This is a genomic window from Streptomyces kronopolitis (genome assembly GCF_014646275.1).
Lineage (GTDB): Bacteria > Actinomycetota > Actinomycetes > Streptomycetales > Streptomycetaceae > Streptomyces > Streptomyces kronopolitis.
This window is the reverse complement of sequence record NZ_BMND01000054.1, coordinates 1-19,301: the sequence shown is the minus strand read 5'-3', so window position 1 is coordinate 19,301 and position 19,301 is coordinate 1. Positions and strand designations below refer to the sequence as shown.

Sequence of the window (19,301 nt, the reverse complement as noted above, 5' to 3'; positions counted from 1 at the left end):
GCTCGGCTGGGGTGGCTTGGGGCTGGGTCGGGGGCAGCTCGGGGCGGGGTGGCGGCTTCGGGTGGGGACGGCGGCTTCGGTCGGTGGGGCGGCTTCGGTCGGTGGGGGTGTGGGGAGGGGAGGGGGTGGGGGTGGGGCCCCCAAGGAAGGCAGGCCGACGAGATTCAGCTCACGCTCAGCGCCGGCGTCGCCTGAACCTGGAACCGGGACGCACCCAGGCTGGAGCCAGCCCCCGGCCCACCCGCCGACAAGCCCGCGCACGCCCCCCGCTCCCCCATCGGGAATGTCCGCCCCCCGATGTACGTTGTGGTGCTTGGCCACGCCGAAACACAAGCCGGCGGGTGGTATCGGATCACGACTTATCGAAGGAGCACGGGGCGCATGGCGGGCACTGTGACGATGTACAGCACGACCTGGTGCGGTTACTGCCGTCGGCTGAAGGGCCAGATGGACCGCGAGGGCATCGCGTACACCGAGATCAACATTGAGCACGACCCGGAGTCGGCGGAGTTCGTGGAGAAGGCGAACGGCGGCAATCAGACGGTTCCGACCGTGCTGTTCCCCGACGGCTCGACGCTGACCAACCCGTCCCTTGCGCAGGTCAAGCAGAAGGTCGGCGTCTGACGCCGGAAGGTCGGTGCCCGACGCCGGAGGTCGGCGCCGGACATGCAGGTTCTCGGACCGCACGTCCTGCCGACCCGCAGTGGGCCGTTCCCGGCCCCGGGCCGTCGGCCGGAGTCCCCAATGGGATCCGGCCGACGGCCTTTCGCGTGCCGGTGACGGCGCTACGTCCCCGGCGGCCTGAGCGCACGGCCGGCAGCGCCCTCGCCCTCTTCCCCCGCGCCGGTCACGGCTTCGGCAGCGGCTTGCCGTACCAGAGCTCGATGAGGCGGGCGGCGATGGAGATGCCGTACGGCGGGAGCACCTCGCCGGATTCGAAAGCGGCGCGCAGGTCCTCGCGGGAGAACCAGCGGGCCTCCTCGATCTCCTCGCCGTCGACCTGGATCTCGGAGGAGGTGGCGCGGGCCATGAAGCCCAGCATCAGGCTGGACGGGAAGGGCCAGGGCTGGCTGGCGATGTACTCGACGTCGCCGACGACGACGCCGGCCTCCTCGAAGACCTCGCGGGCCACCGAGTGCTCGATGGACTCGCCCGGTTCGACGAAGCCCGCGAGCGTGGAGAAGCGGCCCTCGGGCCAGTGCACCTGGCGGCCGAGGAGGGCGCGGTCCTCCTCATCCGTGACGAGCATGATCACGGCCGGGTCGGTGCGCGGGTAGTGCTCGGCGCCGCAGGCGGGGCAGCGGCGGATGTGGCCGGCGGCGGCGATCACGGTGCGTTCGCCGCAGCGTGAGCAGAAGCGGTGCAGGCGCTGCCAGTTCTCCAGGGCGACGGCGTGGACGAGGAGGCCGGCGTCGCGGGGCGACAGCAGCAGGCCGGCCTCGCGCAGGCCCGCCGGGCGCGCGGACTGGTCCATGCGGCCGGGCAGCGAGTCCTTCTGGAGCGCGAAGTAACTGACGCCGTCGTCGTCGGTGCCGAGGTAGTAGCGGTGGGCCTCGGTCAGGGGCGCCTCGAAGGTCGGCGTCATGATCAGTTCGGTGCGGCCGTCGGGGGTGTCGTCGATCAGCGCCTGGCCGCCGGACACCACGAAGACACGCGTGGTCGGGTGGCTCCAGGCCGCCGCCAGCCAGGCTTCGTCGAGACGGTGGTGGGCCGAGCGGTCGATTCCGCTCGGCGCGCTGAAGGTGAGCGGCCGGTCGGCGGTGTGGTCGGTCCAGGTGGTCACTGCTGTTTCCAACTCCCCCTGTGGCGTGGGTGATTGCTGCGTGCGGGCGCGGAACGGTGCGGCGGTGCGCGTCCGGTCAAGCGGGGCGCCAGGTCTCCGCCAGGTCGCCCCACAGGTGGGCGGTGGTCTCGACGCCCTTCATCAGCAGGTCGAGTTCGACCTTTTCGTTCGGGGCGTGCCAGCCGTCGGAGGGGACGGAGATGCCGAGGAACAGGACCGGGACGCCGAGGACGTCCTGGAGGTCGGCGGCCGGCCCGGAGCCGCCTTCGCGGGTGAAGCGGATCTTCTGGCCGAAGGCCCGGCCCATGGCGCGGACGACGGACTGGAGGGCGGGGTGGTCGAGCGGGGTGAGGCAGGGGCGGGTGGCGCCCCAGAAGGTGATCTCGTGGCGGATGCCGGCGGGGAGCCGCGCGGCGACCCAGTCGCGGACGGACCGCTGGACGGCGTCCGCGTCCTGGCCGGCGACCAGCCGGAAGGAGAGCTTCAGCTGGGCGGTGGAGGGGACGATGGTCTTGCCGCCGGGGCCCTGGTAGCCGCCGCTGATGCCGTTGACCTCGGCGGTGGGGCGGGCCCAGATGCGCTCCAGGGTCGTGCTGCCGGCCTCGCCGAGGGGGGCGTGGGAGTGTGCGGTGCGCAGCCACTCGTCCTCGTCGAAGGGCAGCTCGGCGAAGAGTTCCCGCTCGCGGGCGGTGAGTTCGATGACGCCGTCGTAGAAGCCGGGTACGGCGACCCGGCGGTCGCTGTCGTGCAGGGCGGCGGCCAGCCGGGCGGCCTCGGTGGCGGGGTTGGGGACGGCGCCGCCGAAGGAGCCGGAGTGGATGTCCTGGTCGGGGCCGCGCAGGTCGATCTGGCAGTCCGTGAGGCCGCGCATGCCGGTGCAGACGGTGGGGGTGTCCTTCGACCACATGCCGGTGTCGGAGACGACCACCGCGTCGCAGGCGAGGCGGTTGGCGTGCTTCTCGATCAGGGCGGGGAAGTTCGGTGAGCCGGACTCCTCCTCGCCCTCGATGAGCAGCTTGAGGTTGACGGCGGGGGCGGTGCGGCCGGTGGCGGCGAGGTGGGCGCGGACGCCCAGGGTGTGGAAGAAGACCTGGCCCTTGTCGTCGGCGGCGCCGCGGGCGTAGAGCTTGCCGTCGACGGTCTGCGGTGCGAAGGGGTCGGTGTGCCAGCCGTCCTCGCGGGCGGCGGGCTGGACGTCGTGGTGGCCGTAGACGAGCACGGTGGGCGCGGAGGGGTCGCCGGAGGGCCATTCGGCGAAGACCGCGGGCAGGCCGCCGGTCTCCCAGATCTCGCTGGTCGTGAAGCCGGTGTCGGTGAGCTTCGCGGCGAGCCATTCGGCGCTGCGGCGTACGTCGCCGGCGCGCTCCGGGTCGGCGGACACGGAGGGGATGCGCAGCCACTCGGCGAGGTCGTCGAGGAAGGCTTCGCGGTGGGCGGCGAGGTACGCGCGGACGGCGCTGTCCGTGGTGGTGCTCATATGGCCGAGCCTATCGGCCTTCCGGGGGACGGCCGTCGGCGGTCTCGCCGAGCAGGATGCGTTCGAGTCCGGCCCGGCCGGGCAGCCGGGCGGGTCTGACCACCTCGCCGCTGCGGACGTAGAGGAAGGCGGCGTCGACGGCGGCGGGCTCCAGGCCGTACCGCTCGGCCCAGGCGAGGCGGTAGACGGCCAGCTGGAGGGGGTCGGCGGTGTGGGTGCGGCCGGTTTTCCAGTCGACGATCTCGAAGCGGTCGCCGTGCGGGCCGGGCTCCTTGTAGACGGCGTCGATGCGGCCGCGGATCACCCGGCCGGCGAGCGTCAGCTGGAAGGGCGCCTCGACGCGGAAGGGGGTGCGGTGGGCGTAGGGGGTGCGGGCGAAGGCTTCCTTGAGGGTTTCGAGGTCGTGTTCGTCGGCGATGCCGGCGTCCTCGGTCTCGTCGGTACCCGGTAGCTCGTCGGGGCCGAGCAGGGGCAGGGTCAGCTCTTCGAAGCGGGATTCGACCCAGGCGTGGAAGCGGGTGCCGCGGCGGGCGCCGGGTTGCGGCGGGCGCGGCATGGGGCGGGCCAGTTCGCGGGCGAAGGCGTCGGGGTCGGCGGCGAGGCGGAGCAGCTGGGTGGCGCTGAGGGCGGAGGGCAGCGGGACCTCGCGGACGGTGGCGCGGGAGCGGCGCAGTTCGGCGGCGAGCGTCTCCAGGTCGCGGTCCCAGGAGCCGACGGTGCGGCGTTCCTCGGGGAGGAGGGCGGCGGGCGTCTCCTCGTGGGGCGCGGTGTCGCCGTGGCCGTCGTGGGGCGCGGCTTCCGGGTCGGTGAGGTAGGGGTCGGTGAGGTCGGGTTCCGTGGTGCGCTGGGCGCCGATGCGGGGGCGGGGCGGGGCCGGGGCGGCGTCGGGGAGATCGTCCGGCGGGGCGTCGGCGTCGAAGGGATCAGCCTCCGGAGCGTCGAACGGGTCGGCTTCGGGTGCGTCGAACGGGTCGGCCTCCGGGGCGTCGAACGGGTCGGGGCCCCAGAGGTCGTCGTCGGCCGGGGGCGGTGGCCACTCGGGGTCGTGGGCGGGGTGCGCGGCCGGGGTGGCGGAGGGGTGCGCCTGCTCGTCCGTGCGGCGGGCGAGGTGGGCGCGGACGGTGGCGGCGGCGCTGCGGCGGCGGGCGGTGGCCGTGGGGTCGAGGGGCAGCGGCCAGGCCTGTTCGGTGGCGGCTTCGGCGAGGGCGGGGTTCTCGTCGCCGTCCTCGGGGGCCGCGGCCCAGTGCTCGATCTCGCCGTGTCCGGCTTCGCAGTGGGTGCGCAGCGCCTCCAGGAAGACGGACGGGCCGCGCGGCCGCTTCTGGTGGGGGCCCCACCAGTGGCCGGAGCCGAGCAGCAGGGAGCGGGGGCGGGTGAAGGTGACGTAGCCGAGGCGGAGTTCCTCGGTCTCCTGGTGGTCCTTCATCGCCTCCTTGAAGTCCTTCAGGCCGCGGGCGGTCCATTCCGTGACGTCGGGGAGGGTGGCGGCATCGCCGCGCAGGGTGTGCGGGAGAACCTTGGGGCGGCTGGTCCAGGACTCGCGGGCCTGTTCGCTGGGGAACTGCTTGGTGACCAGGCCGGGGACGGCGACGACGTCCCATTCCAGACCCTTGGACTTGTGGGCGGTCAGCACCTTGACGGTGTTGTCGCCGCCGGGCAGGGAGCTGTCCAGGCCCTTCTCGTACTGGACGGCGGTGCGCAGGAAGCCGAGGAAGGCGAGGAGGGTGGCGTCGCCGTCGAGGGATTCGCCGCCCTGTTTGGCGGCGAAGCCGGCCGCGATGTCGAGGAAGGTGCCGAGGGTTTCGCGGCGGCGGGCGGCGAGGGCGTGGGGGGAGGCGGACAGCTCGACCTCCAGGCCGGTGGTGGCCAGGATCCGGTGGAGCACGTCCATGAGGGGGTCGCCGAGGGAGCGGCGCAGGTCGCGGAGTTCGGTGGCGAGGTGGGCGAAGCGGACGCGGGCCTCGGCGGAGAAGGGGAGGCCGTCGTCGGGGCCGTCGGCCGCGAGGAAGGTGTCGAGGGCGTCGGCGAGCGAGATGGTCTCGGCGGGGTCGACGCCTTCGACGGCCTCGGCGAGGCGTTGTGCCGGGTCGTCGGAGGGGGCGGGGTGGTGGACGAGGGTGCGGGCGCGGCGGCCCAGGAGCGCGAGGTCGCGGGGGCCGATGCGCCAGCGGGGGCCGGTGAGCAGGCGGACCAGGGCTGCGTTGGCGGTGGGGTCCTGGAGGACGTCGCAGACGGCGGTGAGGTCGGCGATCTCGGGCAGATGCAGCAGGCCGGAGAGGCCGACGACCTCGACGGGGATGTCCCGGGCGACGAGGGCGCCCTGGAGGTGGGCGAAGTCGGCGGCGGTGCGGCAGAGCACGGCGATCTCGCCGGGGGGTGTGCCGGTGCGGACGAGGTGGGCGAGGGAGTCGGCGAGCCAGTCGATTTCTTCGGCGTGGGTGGGCAGCAGGGCGCAGCGGACGAGGCCGTCGCGCTCGGCTCCGGGGGCGGGGCGCAGTGCCTCGACGCCTTCGTGGCGGGCGCGGAGGGGGGCGGCGAGGGTGTTGGCGAGGTCGAGGAGGCGGCCGCCGCTGCGGCGGTTCTCGCTGAGGGCCTGGCGGGGGGCGGGGGTGCCGTCGGGGAGGGGGAAGTGGGTGGGGAAGTCGTCGAGGTTGGCCACGGAGGCGCCGCGCCAGCCGTAGATGGCCTGGCAGGGGTCGCCGACGGCGGTCACGGCATGCCCGGTGGCGGTCCCGGTGGCGGCGCCGAACAGGCCGGAGAGCAGCAGGCGTTGGGCGACGGAGGTGTCCTGGTACTCGTCGAGGAGGACGACGCGGAACTCGTCGCGCAGGAGGCTGCCGACCTCGGGGCGGGTGGTGGCGAGGGTGGCGGAGTGGGCGATCTGGTCGCCGAAGTCGAGGAGGTCGCGGCGGCGCTTCTCGTCCCGGTAGGCGGTGACGAGGTCGAGGAGTTCCAGGCGGCCGCGGGCGGTTTCGGGGGCTTTGCGCAGGTCGGCGTTGGTGAGGGTGACGCCGTCGAGGGCGGCGAGCAGCTCGGTGTCGTGGGCGCGCAGGGCGGCGGGTTCGACGAGGTGCTCGGAGAGTTCGCCGTCGAGGGCGAGGAGGTCCTCGACGAGGGAGGGCAGGGAGGTGGTGAGGGACGGGTAGGGGCCCGGGGCGGTGCGCAGGGTGCGGGCGGCGAGCTGGAAGCGGGTGGCGTCGGCGAGCAGCCGGGCGCCGGGTTCCAGGCCGATGCGCAGGCCGTGGTCCTTGAGGAGCTGTCCGGCGAATGCGTGGTACGTGGAGATCCGCGGCTCTCCGGGGGGCTGGCCGGTGGCGGCGCCGCTGTCGTCGAGCGGGAGGGCGTCCGGGTCGGTGACGCCGGCGGCGAGGAGGGCGGCCCGGACGCGTTCGGCCAGCTCGCCGGCCGCCTTGTTGGTGAAGGTCAGACCAAGGACCTGCTCGGGGGCGACCTGTCCGGTCCCGACCAGCCACACGACGCGGGCGGCCATGACCGTGGTCTTACCGGACCCGGCTCCGGCCACGATGACCTGCGGCGCGGGCGGAGCGGTGATGCACTCCGTCTGCTCCGGCGTGAACGGGATCCCGAGAAGCTCCTTGAGCTGCTCGGGATCGGTGAGGCGAGCTGACACGAGTACGACGGTATCGGGCGCCTCTGACAGTCCGCTGCGCTTGGCTTGGCTTCCCACGTTTTCGGCTGGGCCGCCGTGGGGGTCGTCGTCGTTTCTCGCCCGCTTCGCGGTGCGCCCGTCGTTGCCTTTCCGCTGCGCGGGGCTGTTCCCCGCTTTGTCGGCTTTCCCGCCGTGGGGGCCTTTCGCCGTTGCGCCTGCGGCGGGCCGGTCCGCTGCGCTTGACCGTTTCTTCCGCGTTGTCTTCTGCGGCGGCGCAGTGGCTTCTCGCCGTTGCGCCTGCGGCGGGCGGTGGGTGTTGGGTGCGGTGACGGACCTCCGGGGCCTGGTCTGTGGACTGCTTCGCTTTACGTCCACAGACCAGGCCCCTCCGGCCCGTCCCCTCCCGTGGGGGGAGAAGTATCGGTGAGTGGGGGCGGGCCATCGATGCCAGCTTCAGTACGACCACGAGGCGCGCTCGCCCACCCACGTGCACCCCCACCGGCCTTCTCCCCACCCCTCAACGGGAGGGGGCGGGCCGGAGGGGGCGGTGTGTGGGACGTAAAGCGAAGCAGTCCCACACACCGACCCCGGAGGACCGCCACCGCACCCAACAGCCCCGCGCAGCGGCCCCCGCCCGCCGCAGGCGCAACGGCGAGAAACCCCCCACGGCGGGAAAGCCGACAACGTGGGCGCAGCCCGCGCAGCGGAGACGCACCGCGAAGCGGGCGCAAAACGGCGAGCAACCCGCACGGCGAAAAAGACAAAAGCGTGGGACTCACTCCACCACGTGCCGCCCCTCCGGCTGGGCGCTGCACGAAGTGCGGAACGTGCAGTGGGTGCAGTGGGTGCCGGTGGTGGGGGTGAAGCGTTCCTCAAGGACGCGGCCCGCGGCGGTGGCGAGCAGTTCGCCGACCCACTCGCCCTCCAGTGGCTGCTGCGCCTGGACGGCGGGCAGGGCGTCGCCGCCTTCCTTGCGGGCGGCGCCCAGGCGCAGGTGCACCAGTTCGGCGCCGCCCGGATCCGGGGTGCGGCCGTCGAAGGCGTCGTCGAGGGCGCCCTCGCGCACCGCGAGCTGGTAGACGGCGAGCTGGGGGTGGCGGGCGACCTCGGGGCCGGTCGGTTTCTGCTTGCCGGTCTTGAAGTCGACGACGTAGGCGCGGCCCTGGGCGTCGCGGGAGACGTGGTCCATGCTGCCCCGGATGCGGACCTCGTGGGGGCCGGCTCGGAGGGTGAGGTCGAAGCCGTGCTCGGTGGCGACGGTGTCCCGGCCGCGGGTCTCGCGCTCCATGACGTGCCAGCGCAGGAAGCGTTCCAGGGCGGCGCGTGCGGTCTCCTTCTCCTGCCGGGACTTCCAGGGGGCGTCGAAGGCGAGCGCGTCCCATACGGAGTCCAGGCGTTCCATGAGGACGGCGAGGTCGGCGGGGGTGCGGCCGGAGGCGACCTCGTCGGCGAGGACGTGGACCACGTTGCCGAAGCCCTGGGCGGCGGTGGCGGGGGTGTCCGCCTTGACCTCGCGGCCCAGGAACCACTGGAGGGAGCAGGTGTGGGCGAGCTGGTCGAGGGCGCTGCCGGAGAGGACGACGGGACGGTCGCGGTCGCGGAGCGGGACGCTGCTGCGGGTGGGTTCGTGCAGGCCCCACCAGGTGTCGGGGTGGGCGGCCGGCACCAGGGGGTGGTGGTCGTCGTCGCGGAGCGCGGCCAGCTGGGCGAGGCGCCGGGCGGCGGCGTCGCGCAGGGCGGGGGTGGCGGCCGGGTCGACGGTGGTGGCGCGCAGTTCGGCGACGAGTGCGGCCACCGCGAGGGGGCGGCGCGGGCGGCCGGTGACGTCCTGGGGGGTGACGCCCAGCTCGGTCAGGAAACGGGACGGCTGGTCGCCGTCGTCGGCGGCGGCCTTCACGGCGGTGACGACGAGCCGTTCGCGGGCGCGGGTGGCGGCCACGTAGAACAGCCGGCGTTCCTCGGCGAGCAGGGCGCCGGCGGGCAGCGGTTCGGCCAGGCCGTCGCGGCCGATCCGGTCGGCTTCCAGGAGTGAGCCGCGGCGGCGCAGGTCGGGCCACAGGCCTTCCTGGACGCCGGCGACGACGACGAGCCGCCACTCCAGGCCCTTGGCGCGGTGGGCGGTCATCAGGCGTACGGCGTCGGGGCGCACGGCGCGGCGGGTGAGGGTGTCGGCGGCGATGTCCTGGGCGTCGAGTTCCTCCAGGAAGTTGAGGGCGCCGCGGCCGCCGGTGCGTTCCTCGGCGCGGGCGGCGGTCTCGAAGAGGGCGACGACGGCGTCCAGGTCGCGGTCGGCGTTGCGGCCGGCGGCGCCGCCGCGGTGGGCGGCCCGCTCCAGGCGCTGCGGCCAGGGGGTGCCGTCCCACAGTTCCCACAGGGCCGCTTCGGCGGTGCCGCCGTCGGCGAGGAGGGCGCGGGCCGTGCGCAGCAGCAGGCCGAGGCGCTGGGCGCCGCGGGCGTAGCCGGGGTCGTGGGTGACCAGGCGCCGGGGGTCGGCGAGGGCGCGGGCGATCAGTTCGTCGGAGGGGCGGGGCAGTGGCTGGCCGGCGTGGCGTTCCTCCTCGCGCAGGGCGCGGCCGAGGCGGCGCAGGTCGGCGGAGTCCATGCCGCCGAGGGGGGAGGCCAGCAGGTCTATGGCGGTTTCGGCGTCGAGCCAGCGGGGGGCGCCGCCGTCGTCCTCCGGGGCGGTCGGTCCGACTGCGGCTTCCTGGGGGTCGGCGGTCTCGTCGGACGGGGCGTCAGGGGCGGAGTCCGGAGCGGCGTCGGGGTCGGAGCCGGCGTCGGTGTCGGGGGCCAGGGCGGCGCGGGCCGCCACCCGCAGGGCCGTCAGGAGGGGGGCGACCGCGGGTTCGTGCCGCAGCGGCAGGTCGTCGCCGTCGATGTCGAGGGGGACGCCGGCCGAGGTCAGGGCGCGGCGCACGGCGGGCAGCGAGCGCCCCCCGGCGCGGACGAGGACGGCCATCTCGCGCCAGGGCACCCCGTCCTCCAGGTGGGCGCGGCGCAGGATGTCGGCGACGTTGTCGAGTTCGGCGCCGGGGGTCGGGTACGTGTACGCCTCGACGCGGCCGCCGTCCCGTACGGGCCGGGGCTCGCGGTGGGCGCGTACCTTCGCGGCGGGCAGGCGGGTGAGCGGCATCCGGCGGGTCAGCTGCCGGGTGGCGGCGAGCAGGTCGGCGCCGGAGCGGCGGGAGGTGCCGAGGACGGCGACCGGGGCGGGGGTGCCGTCGGCGCGCCGGAAGGCCTCGGGGAAGTCGAGGATGCCGTTGACGTCGGCGCCGCGGAAGGCGTAGATCGACTGGTCGGGGTCGCCGAAGGCGAGCAGGGTGCGTCCCGGGGAGCCCGGTGCGGCGGCGGTGGTGTGGTTGCCGGCGAGGGCGCGCAGCAGCCGTACCTGGGCGGCGTCGGTGTCCTGGTACTCGTCGACGTAGACCGCGTCGTAGGAGGCGGCCCACCGGGCGGCGGTGTCGGGGTGTTCGGCGTGCAGCACCGCGCGGTGCACGAGTTCGGCGTAGTCGAGCACCCCTTGGGCGTCGAGGTTGTCGAGGTATTCGGCGAGGAAGTCGGCCGCGGCGCTCCAGTCGGGCCGTCCGGTGCGGGCGGCGAAGGCGCCCAGCGCGTCCGGGCCCAGGCCCAGTTCGCGGCTGCGGGCGAGCACCGCGCGGACCTCGTCGGCGAAGCCTCGGGTGGTCAGGCAGGCGCGCAGCTCGTCCGGCCAGCGCACCCGGCCGCGGCCCGCGCCGGCGAGTTCGGCCTGGCCTTCGAGGAGTTCGCGGACCACGAGGTCCTGTTCGGGTCCGGACAGCAGCCGCAGGGGGTCGGCGAAGAGGTCGGCGTCCTGGTGGGCGCGGACCTGGGCGTAGCAGAAGGAGTGGAAGGTGGTCGCCTGCGGGATGCCGGGCCGGCGCGGGGCGGCGCCGGTGCCGGTGGGGCCGCCGGGCGGTGCGTCCGGGCCGGTCAGCCGGGCGGCGAGCCGGTCGCGGAGTTCGACGGCGGCCTTGCGGCTGAAGGTGAGGACGAGGATCCGTTCGGGGTCGGCGCCGGCGCGCACCCGGCGGACCACCGACTCCACCAGCGTCGTGGTCTTGCCGGTGCCCGGTCCGGCGAGCACCAGCAGCGGTCCGTGCCGGTGGTCAACCACGGCGCGCTGGGCTGCGTCCAGGACAGGAGGATCCACTCGTCCCGGTGCGGTGCGCACCAGGCGGTACGCGCCGGCGGTGTTCCGCCGCGCCGCCCGGTGGGGCTGCGTCGGCGGGACGGCCGAGAAGGAGGAGCTCACGTGGATCGCCGGTCCTGAAGGAGAGTGCGTGGTCGTGGTGCAGAGGGGGTGCGGGCCGCCCGGCGGTGCGCGGAGCGGGTCGGGCGGCCGGCCGGGGGGCGCGGCCCGCGGCGGGACCGTCGGCGTGCCGGCGGTGCCCGACGCTACGCCAGGCCCGCGGCGGGTCCGGCGGCAGCCTCCCGGTCGGCCGGGTGGCCGGGCGCCGGTGCTACGGCTCCCCGTCGCCCTCCTGGCGCCCGTCCCAGCGGGCGCGCCGCATGTCGAGACGCGGTATGTGGTCGCGCGTCATCGCGGCGCCTCGCCCGCGCCCTTGGGGGGTGTCCCCCGTGGGGGTGGTGCGCAGGGGCGTGCCCTCGTCGCGGTAGTGCGCGAGCGCGCGCAGTTCGCTGCCGGGCAGCAGATGGCCGTCCGCGCGCACCACGCGCCACCAGGGCACCGCGCCGCCGTAGAGGGCCATCACCCTGCCGACCTGCCGCGGTCCTCCTTCGTCGAGCCACTCGGCGATATCGCCGTATGTCATCACCCGGCCCGCCGGGATCAGCTCGGCGACGGCGAGGACCCGTTCCGCGTACGCGGGGAGCTCCCCCGCCGTCGAATCTCCGGTCCCACTCATTCGGTCCATCCTGCCGCACGGCACCGACAATGGGAGCGGACACACGGTTGCGGACCGCCGGGCGGCCCTCCGGGACGGCGCCACCGCCCCTGGTCGGCGGCGGTGGTTCCGCATCCCGCGCCCCCGAAATGCACCCTGATGCCCTCCACCGCCGGCCGGCCGTGCCACCATCTTCCGGACGGTGACTGGTGATACGAGATCAAGAAGAGACGGCCGGGCAGCAGGGCGCAGCGCCTCCACGGGAGGCGGGCGCCCCCGCGGCGCTGTCCGTCACCACCGCCGGCACCGCGCCCGGACCGGCCCCGGCGGCCGGGCCACCGGAGCGGCAGCAGGCGGCACCACAGGGGAAGCACCAACGGAGGCCGGCCACGGCTTCCGCTACCGAAAAGGCGAGCACGATCGAGAAGGCCGAGAGACCAGGGGCGTCCGAGAGGCCACAGGGGCCCGAGGAGCCCGAGGAACCAGAGCGGCAGCAGGAGGAGCAGGACGACGACCGGCCGGACCGGAGCACGGACGACGACCGCCCGGACCGGAGCGGGGACGACGGGGCCGGGCGCGGCCGCGGTGAGAAGGCGGTGCCCGGTGCGGCCCGGAGCAGGGCCCGCACGGGCGCGCACCGCTCCGATCTGGCCGCGGACGAGCACGGCGAATTCCACGTCGACCGGGTCTCCGGCGACGAGCCGCTGCTGCCCGCCCGGGTGCACCGGCCCGCCGACCTGCTGCGGCTGCTGCTCGGCATGGCCGGGATCGCGCTCGTCCTCGGGCTCACCACCTTCGCCCAGGGCACGACCCAGGGCCTGGAGAGCGACATCGGCAGCGGCGCGAAGGCGACGCCGCAGCTGCTGATCACCCTGGCGGGGCTGACGTCCAGCGTCGCGGTGCTGATCGTGCCGGTGGCGTTCGCCGTGGAGCGGCTGATCAAGCGGGACGGGCTGCGGATCGCGGACGGCGTGCTCGCCGCGGTCCTCGCCCACGGGGTGTCGCTGGCCACCGACCTGTGGGTGGCCGACGCCGCCCCCGCCTCCATCCGGGACGCGCTGACCCAGACCCTGGACAACGGGTCGCTGACCGCTCCGGTGCACAGTTATCTGGCGCCCGTGATCGCCTATATGACGGCGGTGGGCATGTACCGGCGGCCCCGCTGGCGGGTCGCGATGTGGTGCGTGCTGCTGCTGGACGCCTTCGCGGTGCTGGTCGGGCGGTACACCACCCCGTTCGCGATCATCACGACGGTGCTGATCGGCTGGACCGTCGCCTACGGCACCCTCTACGCCGTCGGCTCCCCCAATGTCCGCCCCACCGGCCAGAACCTCCTCGCGGGGCTGCGCCGGGTCGGCTTCCGCCCGGTGTCCGCGCTGCGGGCGGAGGACATCGGCCCGGACCACCCCGAGCACACCGACCGCGGCCGCCGCTATCTGGTGACGCTGGAGGACGGCCCGCCGATCGATGTCACCGTCGTCGACCGCGAGCAGCAGGCGCAGGGCTTCTTCTACCGGGTGTGGCGCCGGCTGTCGCTGCGCGGCATCAATCAGCGCCGCAGCCTGCAGTCGCTGCGCCAGGCGCTGGAGCAGGAGGCGCTGCTGGCGTACGCGGCCATCGCGGCCGGTGCGAACGCCCCGAAGCTGATCGCGACCTCGGAGCTCGGTCCGGACGCGGTGATGCTGGTCTACGAGCACATCGACGGCCGCAGCTTCGACGCGCTGGCCGACGAGGAGATCACCGACACCCTGATGCACAGCGCCTGGCGGCAGGTCGAGGCGCTGCAGTCGCGGCGGATCGCGCACCGGCGGCTGGTCGGTGACGCGCTGCTGGTGGATCGTTCCGGCAATATCGTCCTGACCGAGCTGCGCGGCGGTGAGATCGCGGCCGGTGACCTGGTGCTGCGGATGGACATCGCCCAGCTGCTGGCCACCTGCGGACTGCGGGTCAGGGCGGAGCGGGCGGTGGCCGCGGCCGTCGAGGTGCTCGGCCCGGACGCGGTCGCCGACAGTCTGCCGCTGCTCCAGCCGATCGCGCTCAGCCGCACCACCCGTGCCACGCTGCGTCATCTGGCCCGCGAGCGCTCCCAGCGGGAGCGCGACGCGGTGCTGGCGGCGGCGCAGGCGGCCAAGGAGGCGCGGGAGGCACGTGAGGCGGGGGGCACCAAGGACCGCAAGACGCTGCGGGCCGAACGGCATGCGGAGAAGAACGCCGAGAAGCGCGCCCTGGACGAGGCCTCGGAGGAGGCCCGCGAGGAGGACCTGCTCGCGCAGATCCGCCGGCAGGTGCTGCACATCCGCCCGACGGCGGTGGTCCAGCCCGCCAAGCTGGAGCGGCTCAGCCCGCGCATCCTGATCAGCTGGATCGCCGGCGCCTTCGCGGCGTATCTGCTGCTGACCCAGCTCACCCACGTCAACCTCGGCGATGTGGTCAGCAAGGCCGGGTGGGTGTGGGTCCTGGTCGCGATGTTCTTCTCGGCGCTGACGTACATCGCGGCGGCGATGAGCCTGCTGGGGTTCGTCACGGAGCGGGTGTCGTTCGTCCGGACGGTCATCGCGCAGATCGCGGGCAACTTCGTGAAGCTGGTGGCGCCCGCGGCGATCGGCGGGGTGGCGCTCAACACCCGCTTCCTGCAGCGCGCCGGCGTCCGGCCCGGTCTGGCGGTGGCGAGTGTCGGCGCGTCCCAGCTGTTCGGGCTGGGCAGCCACATCCTGCTGCTGCTGGTCTTCGGCTATGTGACCGGCACCCAGGAGCAGACCGCGTCGATCTCGCCGTCCCGTACGGTCATCGCCGGGCTGTTGACCGTGGCCGTGCTGGTCCTGGTCGTCACCGCGGTGCCGGCGCTGCGCAACTTCGTCTCCCGGCGGGTGCGGTCGCTGTTCGCGGGCGTCGTCCCGCGGATGCTGGACATCCTGCAGCGGCCCGGGAAGCTGGTCACCGGCATCGGCGGGATGCTGCTGCTGACGGCGGCGAACGTGATGTGTCTGGACGCCTCGATCCGGGCCTTCGGCGGCGGCGACAAGATCACCTATGCGGGGATCGCGGTCGCCTTCCTCGCCGGTAACGCGCTGGGCTCGGCCGCACCGACCCCCGGCGGCGTGGGCGCCGTCGAAGGTGCGCTGATCACCGGGCTGACCCTGGCCGGGCTCGACGCCGGCACGGCGTTCCCGGCGGTGCTGCTGTTCCGGCTGCTGGTCTTCTGGCTGCCGGCGCTGCCCGGCTGGCTGGCGTTCAACTATCTGACCCGCAAGGGCGAGATCTGAGTGGACCCGGCCGCCGCGGTGGCCGGGTCGCATCGCGGCCGCGCCGTCGGTCGCCGTCGGAGACCGGCCCTCCGGAGCACGAATACGGGAGATGCCCGCCATGATCATGGCGGGCATCTCCCGTATCGGGGCAGGTCTCCGGCGGGCCGCGACGCCGCGCCCCGCCGGAGGGGAAGCTCAGTAGATCGGCTTCTCCGGCTCGACCGTGTTGACCCAGCCGATGACGCCGCCGCCGACGTGCACGGCGTCGGCGAAGCCCGCGGACTTCAGCACGGCCAGCACCTCCGCCGAGCGGACGCCCGTCTTGCAGTGCAGGACGATCTTCCGGTCCTGCGGGAGGTCCTGGAGGGCGGTGCCCATGACGAACTCGTTCTTCGGGATCAGCCGGGCGCCGGGGATCGAGACGATCTCGAACTCGTTTGGTTCGCGGACGTCGATGATCTCGATCTTCTCGTCGCCGTCGATCCACTCCTTGAGCTGCCGGGGAGTGATCGTCGAGCCGGCGGCCGCCTCCTGGGCCTCCTCGGAGACCACGCCGCAGAACGCCTCGTAGTCGATCAGTTCGGTGACCGTGGGGTTCTCCCCGCAGATCGCGCAGTCGGGGTCCTTGCGGACCTTGACCTGGCGGTAGGTCATCTCCAGCGCGTCATAGATCATCAGCCGGCCGACGAGCGGGTCGCCGATGCCGGCGAGCAGCTTGATGGCCTCGTTGACCTGGATGGAGCCGATGGAGGCGCACAGCACACCGAGCACGCCGCCCTCGGCGCAGGAGGGCACCATGCCGGGCGGCGGGGGCTCCGGGTACAGGCAGCGGTAGCAGGGGCCGTGCTCGCTCCAGAACACCGACGCCTGGCCGTCGAAGCGGTAGATCGAACCCCAGACGTACGGCTTGTTCAGCAGCACGCAGGCGTCGTTGACCAGATAGCGGGTGGCGAAGTTGTCGGTGCCGTCCACGATCAGGTCGTACTGCGCGAACAGCTCCATGACGTTCGTGGAGTCCAGGCGCTCTTCGTGCAGGTTGACGGTGACGTACGGGTTGATGCCCAGCACCGTGTCCTTGGCGGAGGCCGCCTTGGAGCGGCCGATGTCCGCCTGGCTGTGGATGATCTGGCGCTGCAGGTTCGACTCGTCGACCTCGTCGAACTCCACGATGCCGAGCGTGCCGACGCCGGCCGCGGCGAGATACATCAGCGCGGGCGAGCCCAGGCCGCCGGCGCCCACGCACAGCACCTTGGCGTTCTTCAGCCGCTTCTGCCCGTCCATCCCGACATCGGGGATGATCAGGTGGCGGGAGTACCTGCGGACCTCATCGACGGTGAGCTCGGAAGCGGGCTCGACCAGGGGTGGCAGCGACACGGGAACTCCGTTGGTCGGTTCAGATGGGGTTCCCCCGCACGGGCCCAGCCGAAAGCGGGGGAGCTTGCTCTCCCGGTAACACTGCCACGCCCTTCTTCATTCCGAGACACCCGTTCCGATGCGCGAGACGAAATCGTCCCAGTAGCCGGGCAGTGACGCCCAGGCGTCGCCCGCGCCGCCCGCCGTCCCGGCGGCCCGGCGGTCGGTGAGGTAGACGGTGCCCGCCCCCTGCCAGCGGGCGATCCGCAGCGCCTCGTCGAGATGGCTGCGCGGCACCCCGTGGACGAGGTGGCAGAACCGCTCCGGAGGGTAGTCGGCGGTCCACTCGGCCACCTGGGACCAGCGGTAGTCGTCCCAGGAGCCGGCGAAGGTCACGAGCTGGTCGGCGGACTCGGCGTAGCCGGGGTAGGGGTGGCTGCCGTGCCCGAAGACGAGGTGGCCGCCGCTCAGCGCCCGCAGGGTGGTGGCCAGCCGCCGGGTCGCGGGCAGCTGCGTCCGGTCGGTGGGGCAGCGGTCCAGCCAGAAGCCGTCGGCCCGGTACCACTCCAGATAGCGGCGGGCGTCGGTGAGCAGCTCCCCGAAGGGGCGCGTGCCGCGCCCCAGGTCGAGGTGGCCCAGTATCCGCACGCCCGTCTCCCGGACCCGGGCGGCGGCCGGCAGGCAGTGCGGGTCGGGGCGGGCCCCGGGTCCGTTGGACACGTTGAGCACCGCCCAGTGCACCGCGCCCGCCCCCGGCACCGGGCCGCCGCCGCCCGGCCGCGCGGGCGGCAGGAAGCCGGCCGCACAGCGCGGGAGTTCGGCCCACTCGGTGGGGGCCAGCAGCGGATGGGCGAAGCCCGGTACGCCGATGCCGGCCCCCAGGGCCCCGGTCGGGGCGCGGGTGCCGCCCGCGGAGGTGGTCAGATGCGACATGCCGCCTCCATCCAGATGTCCGCGAGGGACTCCTCCAGCCCGATCCGGGGGCGCCAGCCGAGCCGGTCGCGGGCGGTGCGCACATCGGCCTGCTGCCAGGTGCCGCAGCCGTCCGGGTACGGGTAGGTGGCGGGCGGCGAGCCGACCGGGTGCTCGGGGGACGGGCCGGGGATGACGAGCCGGGCGGGCGGGGAGTCGATCTCGTGGAGCGCGCCGCCGAAGCCGGCGACCCGGGCGAGCACGGACGCGGCCTCGCGCAGCCGGACGGCGCGGCCGGTCCCGATGTTGACGACGCCCTGCGCGGCGGACAGCGAGGCGGCGTGGACCGCGCGGGCCACGTCGCGCACGTCGACGAAGTCCCGCTGCACGCCGAGCCCGCCGAGCTTGAGCTCGCTGTCGCCGGACTGCATGGCGCGGCGCATCGCCTCGGCGAGCCGGCCCAGCGGCGAGCCCGCCGGGGTGCCCGGGCCGACCGGGGAGAAGATCCGCAGCACGACCGCGTCGAGGTCGGAGCCCAGGACGAGTTCGGTGGCGGCGAGCTTGCTGACGCCGTACGGGCCGCCGGGGCGGGGCACCGCGTCCTCGGCGGTCGACGAGCCGGGCTGGGAGGGCCCGTACTCGGAGGCGCAGCCCAGGTGGACCAGCCGGGCGCCGCAGCTGCTGCGGCGCAGCGACTCGCAGACGGTGGCGACCGCGACGGTGTTGTGCCGGGTCAGTTCGCGGGCGCCGCCGCGGGTGGCACCGGCGCAGTTGACGACGACCCCCGGGTGGACCGCGTCGAGGAAGCGGGTGAGCGCCCCGGGGCTGCCGGAGGCGAGGTCGAAGCGGACGTCGGCGTCGTCGCCGCGCCCCAGGGCGGTGAGCTGGACGGCCGGGTCGGCGAGCAGCCGGTCGGCGACGTAGCGGCCCAGGTAGCCGTTGGCGCCGATGAGCAGCACCCTCATCGTGCAACCCCCCGGTCCGCGCGGCGTGTGGTCGGCTGGACGTTCATGTGTCGTGCTCCTAAGACGGGTCGAGTCAGGTGCGTCGTCGGCCGCGGGGCCGGGGCCCGCCGGGGTGACGGGGTCCACGTGGGGGGTGTGGTCCGCGGCGCGGGGGCCGGCGCGGCCGTTGCGGGGTGCCGTGCCGGGAGGGGTGTGTGGTGGGGCGGTCCGAGCGGGGGTGCGGGGCGGCGGGGGCCGGTGGTCGTCCGGTGGGTCACGGCCGGTGTCCCTCCGCCGGTCCGGCGGGGGCGGGCGAGTGCGCGCAGGCGCCGGTGAGCGCCCGCAGGCCGTAGCCGAGCAGGCCGAGGGCGGCGGCGGTGCAGGCCAGGGCGGGCACCGCGGAGGTGCCCGCGGCCGTGGTGAGCGCCGCCACGGGGGCGTCGAGCGGCGGCACGCCGGGGAGCCGGGCGATCAGTACCAGGGTCAGGGCGAGGTACTCCGCGGCGGCGGCCGAGGCCAGGCCGGCCGAGGCCGCCTCCGGGAAGCCGTGCACGGTCAGCAGCCGGGCCAGGAAGAGCAGCACGCCCAGGGCCCCCGCCGCGACCGGCGCCGCCGGGCCCGCCGCGCCGAACGCCGCGTCCGCGCCGAGGAGCAGGGCCACCAGGGCGGCCAGGAAGAGAAGGGTGGCGGCCGGCAGCAACGGCCGGACCCGGGCGGCGAGTTCCTCCAGGCCGCGGCTGGTGGCCAGGCGGCGCCGGGCGTGCCGGGCGTACCAGTGGGCGCAGCCGGCCGCGGGGGCCAGGGCGCAGGTCAGCGCCGCGGCGGTGGCGACGGCGGCGCGGGGCGCGGCGTGCGGCAGGTCGGGGCCGCCGGTGAGCAGCTGGGCCAGCAGCCAGTCGCCCCAGACCGCGTATCCGGCCGTCCAGCAGACCCACAGGACGGTGGTGCGCGGTCCGCCGCCGTGGCGCCGCCGCAGCGGCCCCGAGCGCAGGGCGAGCCGGACGGCGAGCGCGACCAGGACCGTGCCCTCGGCCCCGGCGGCGGCGCGGACGGCGGGAGGTGCGGTGTCCGCGGCGGCCACGGCCGCGACGGTCGCGGCGCAGTCGGCGCCG

Annotated in this window: 11 protein-coding genes; 2 read left to right on the top strand and 9 right to left on the bottom strand. The window is 74.7% G+C overall.

What is annotated here, in order from left to right; translation table 11 throughout:
* The first annotated feature begins 381 nt into the window (after window positions 1-381).
* On the top strand, window positions 382-624 hold the full coding sequence (locus tag IEY78_RS31715) for a mycoredoxin (protein WP_189104245.1): 243 nt from the start codon (window positions 382-384) through the stop codon (window positions 622-624).
* Between the two features lie 223 nt (window positions 625-847).
* Here the strand turns inward: IEY78_RS31715 and nudC are convergent, their stop codons facing one another.
* The 5 genes from nudC to IEY78_RS31690 form a co-directional block, all read right to left on the bottom strand.
* Complete coding sequence (gene nudC, locus IEY78_RS31710; protein WP_189104243.1) at window positions 848-1,783, bottom strand: NAD(+) diphosphatase; 936 nt, start codon at window positions 1,781-1,783, stop codon at window positions 848-850.
* Between the two features lie 76 nt (window positions 1,784-1,859).
* Window positions 1,860-3,260, bottom strand: coding sequence for a dipeptidase (locus IEY78_RS31705; RefSeq protein ID WP_189104241.1), 1,401 nt, complete (start codon window positions 3,258-3,260; stop codon window positions 1,860-1,862).
* Between the two features lie 10 nt (window positions 3,261-3,270).
* On the bottom strand, window positions 3,271-6,891 hold the full coding sequence (locus IEY78_RS31700; protein ID WP_189104239.1) for an ATP-dependent helicase: 3,621 nt from the start codon (window positions 6,889-6,891) through the stop codon (window positions 3,271-3,273).
* A gap of 754 nt (window positions 6,892-7,645) precedes the next feature.
* Window positions 7,646-11,143 (bottom strand): ATP-dependent helicase, encoded by a 3,498-nt coding sequence (locus tag IEY78_RS31695; protein ID WP_189104237.1) that lies wholly within the window; start codon window positions 11,141-11,143, stop codon window positions 7,646-7,648.
* A 208-nt stretch (window positions 11,144-11,351) separates the two neighbouring features.
* Entirely contained in the window at window positions 11,352-11,756 is a 405-nt protein-coding gene (locus IEY78_RS31690; protein WP_189104235.1) for an MGMT family protein, read from the bottom strand.
* A 188-nt stretch (window positions 11,757-11,944) separates the two neighbouring features.
* Between IEY78_RS31690 and IEY78_RS31685 the strand changes: the two genes are divergently transcribed.
* A complete protein-coding gene (locus IEY78_RS31685; protein WP_189104233.1) occupies window positions 11,945-14,998 on the top strand; it encodes a lysylphosphatidylglycerol synthase transmembrane domain-containing protein in 3,054 nt (1,017 codons plus the stop codon).
* Between the two features lie 177 nt (window positions 14,999-15,175).
* Here IEY78_RS31685 and moeZ read toward each other — a convergent pair whose 3' ends face one another.
* The 4 genes from moeZ to IEY78_RS31665 form a co-directional block, all read right to left on the bottom strand.
* On the bottom strand, window positions 15,176-16,354 hold the full coding sequence (moeZ, locus tag IEY78_RS31680) for an adenylyltransferase/sulfurtransferase MoeZ (RefSeq protein WP_189104231.1): 1,179 nt from the start codon (window positions 16,352-16,354) through the stop codon (window positions 15,176-15,178).
* A gap of 96 nt (window positions 16,355-16,450) precedes the next feature.
* Window positions 16,451-17,266, bottom strand: a complete 816-nt coding sequence (locus IEY78_RS31675; protein ID WP_189104229.1) for a spherulation-specific family 4 protein — start codon at window positions 17,264-17,266, stop codon at window positions 16,451-16,453.
* Window positions 17,254-18,210, bottom strand: a complete 957-nt coding sequence (locus tag IEY78_RS31670) for an NAD-dependent epimerase/dehydratase family protein (protein ID WP_189104227.1) — start codon at window positions 18,208-18,210, stop codon at window positions 17,254-17,256. The genes IEY78_RS31675 and IEY78_RS31670 overlap by 13 nt, the downstream gene beginning before the upstream one ends.
* A 253-nt stretch (window positions 18,211-18,463) precedes the next feature.
* Window positions 18,464-19,301: hypothetical protein (locus tag IEY78_RS31665; protein ID WP_189104225.1), on the bottom strand; the 838-nt coding region annotated here is incomplete at its 5' end.

What these genes read in the sequence shown, in the direction of transcription:
- IEY78_RS31670 (WP_189104227.1), bottom strand. Translation starts at nt 18,210, where the DNA reads ATGAGGGTGCTGCTCATCGGCGCCAACGGCTACCTGGGCCGCTACGTC.
- IEY78_RS31675 (WP_189104229.1), bottom strand. Translation starts at nt 17,266, where the DNA reads ATGTCGCATCTGACCACCTCCGCGGGCGGCACCCGCGCCCCGACCGGG.
- IEY78_RS31690 (WP_189104235.1), bottom strand. Translation starts at nt 11,756, where the DNA reads ATGAGTGGGACCGGAGATTCGACGGCGGGGGAGCTCCCCGCGTACGCG.
- IEY78_RS31705 (WP_189104241.1), bottom strand. Translation starts at nt 3,260, where the DNA reads ATGAGCACCACCACGGACAGCGCCGTCCGCGCGTACCTCGCCGCCCAC.
- IEY78_RS31715 (WP_189104245.1), top strand. Translation starts at nt 382, where the DNA reads ATGGCGGGCACTGTGACGATGTACAGCACGACCTGGTGCGGTTACTGC.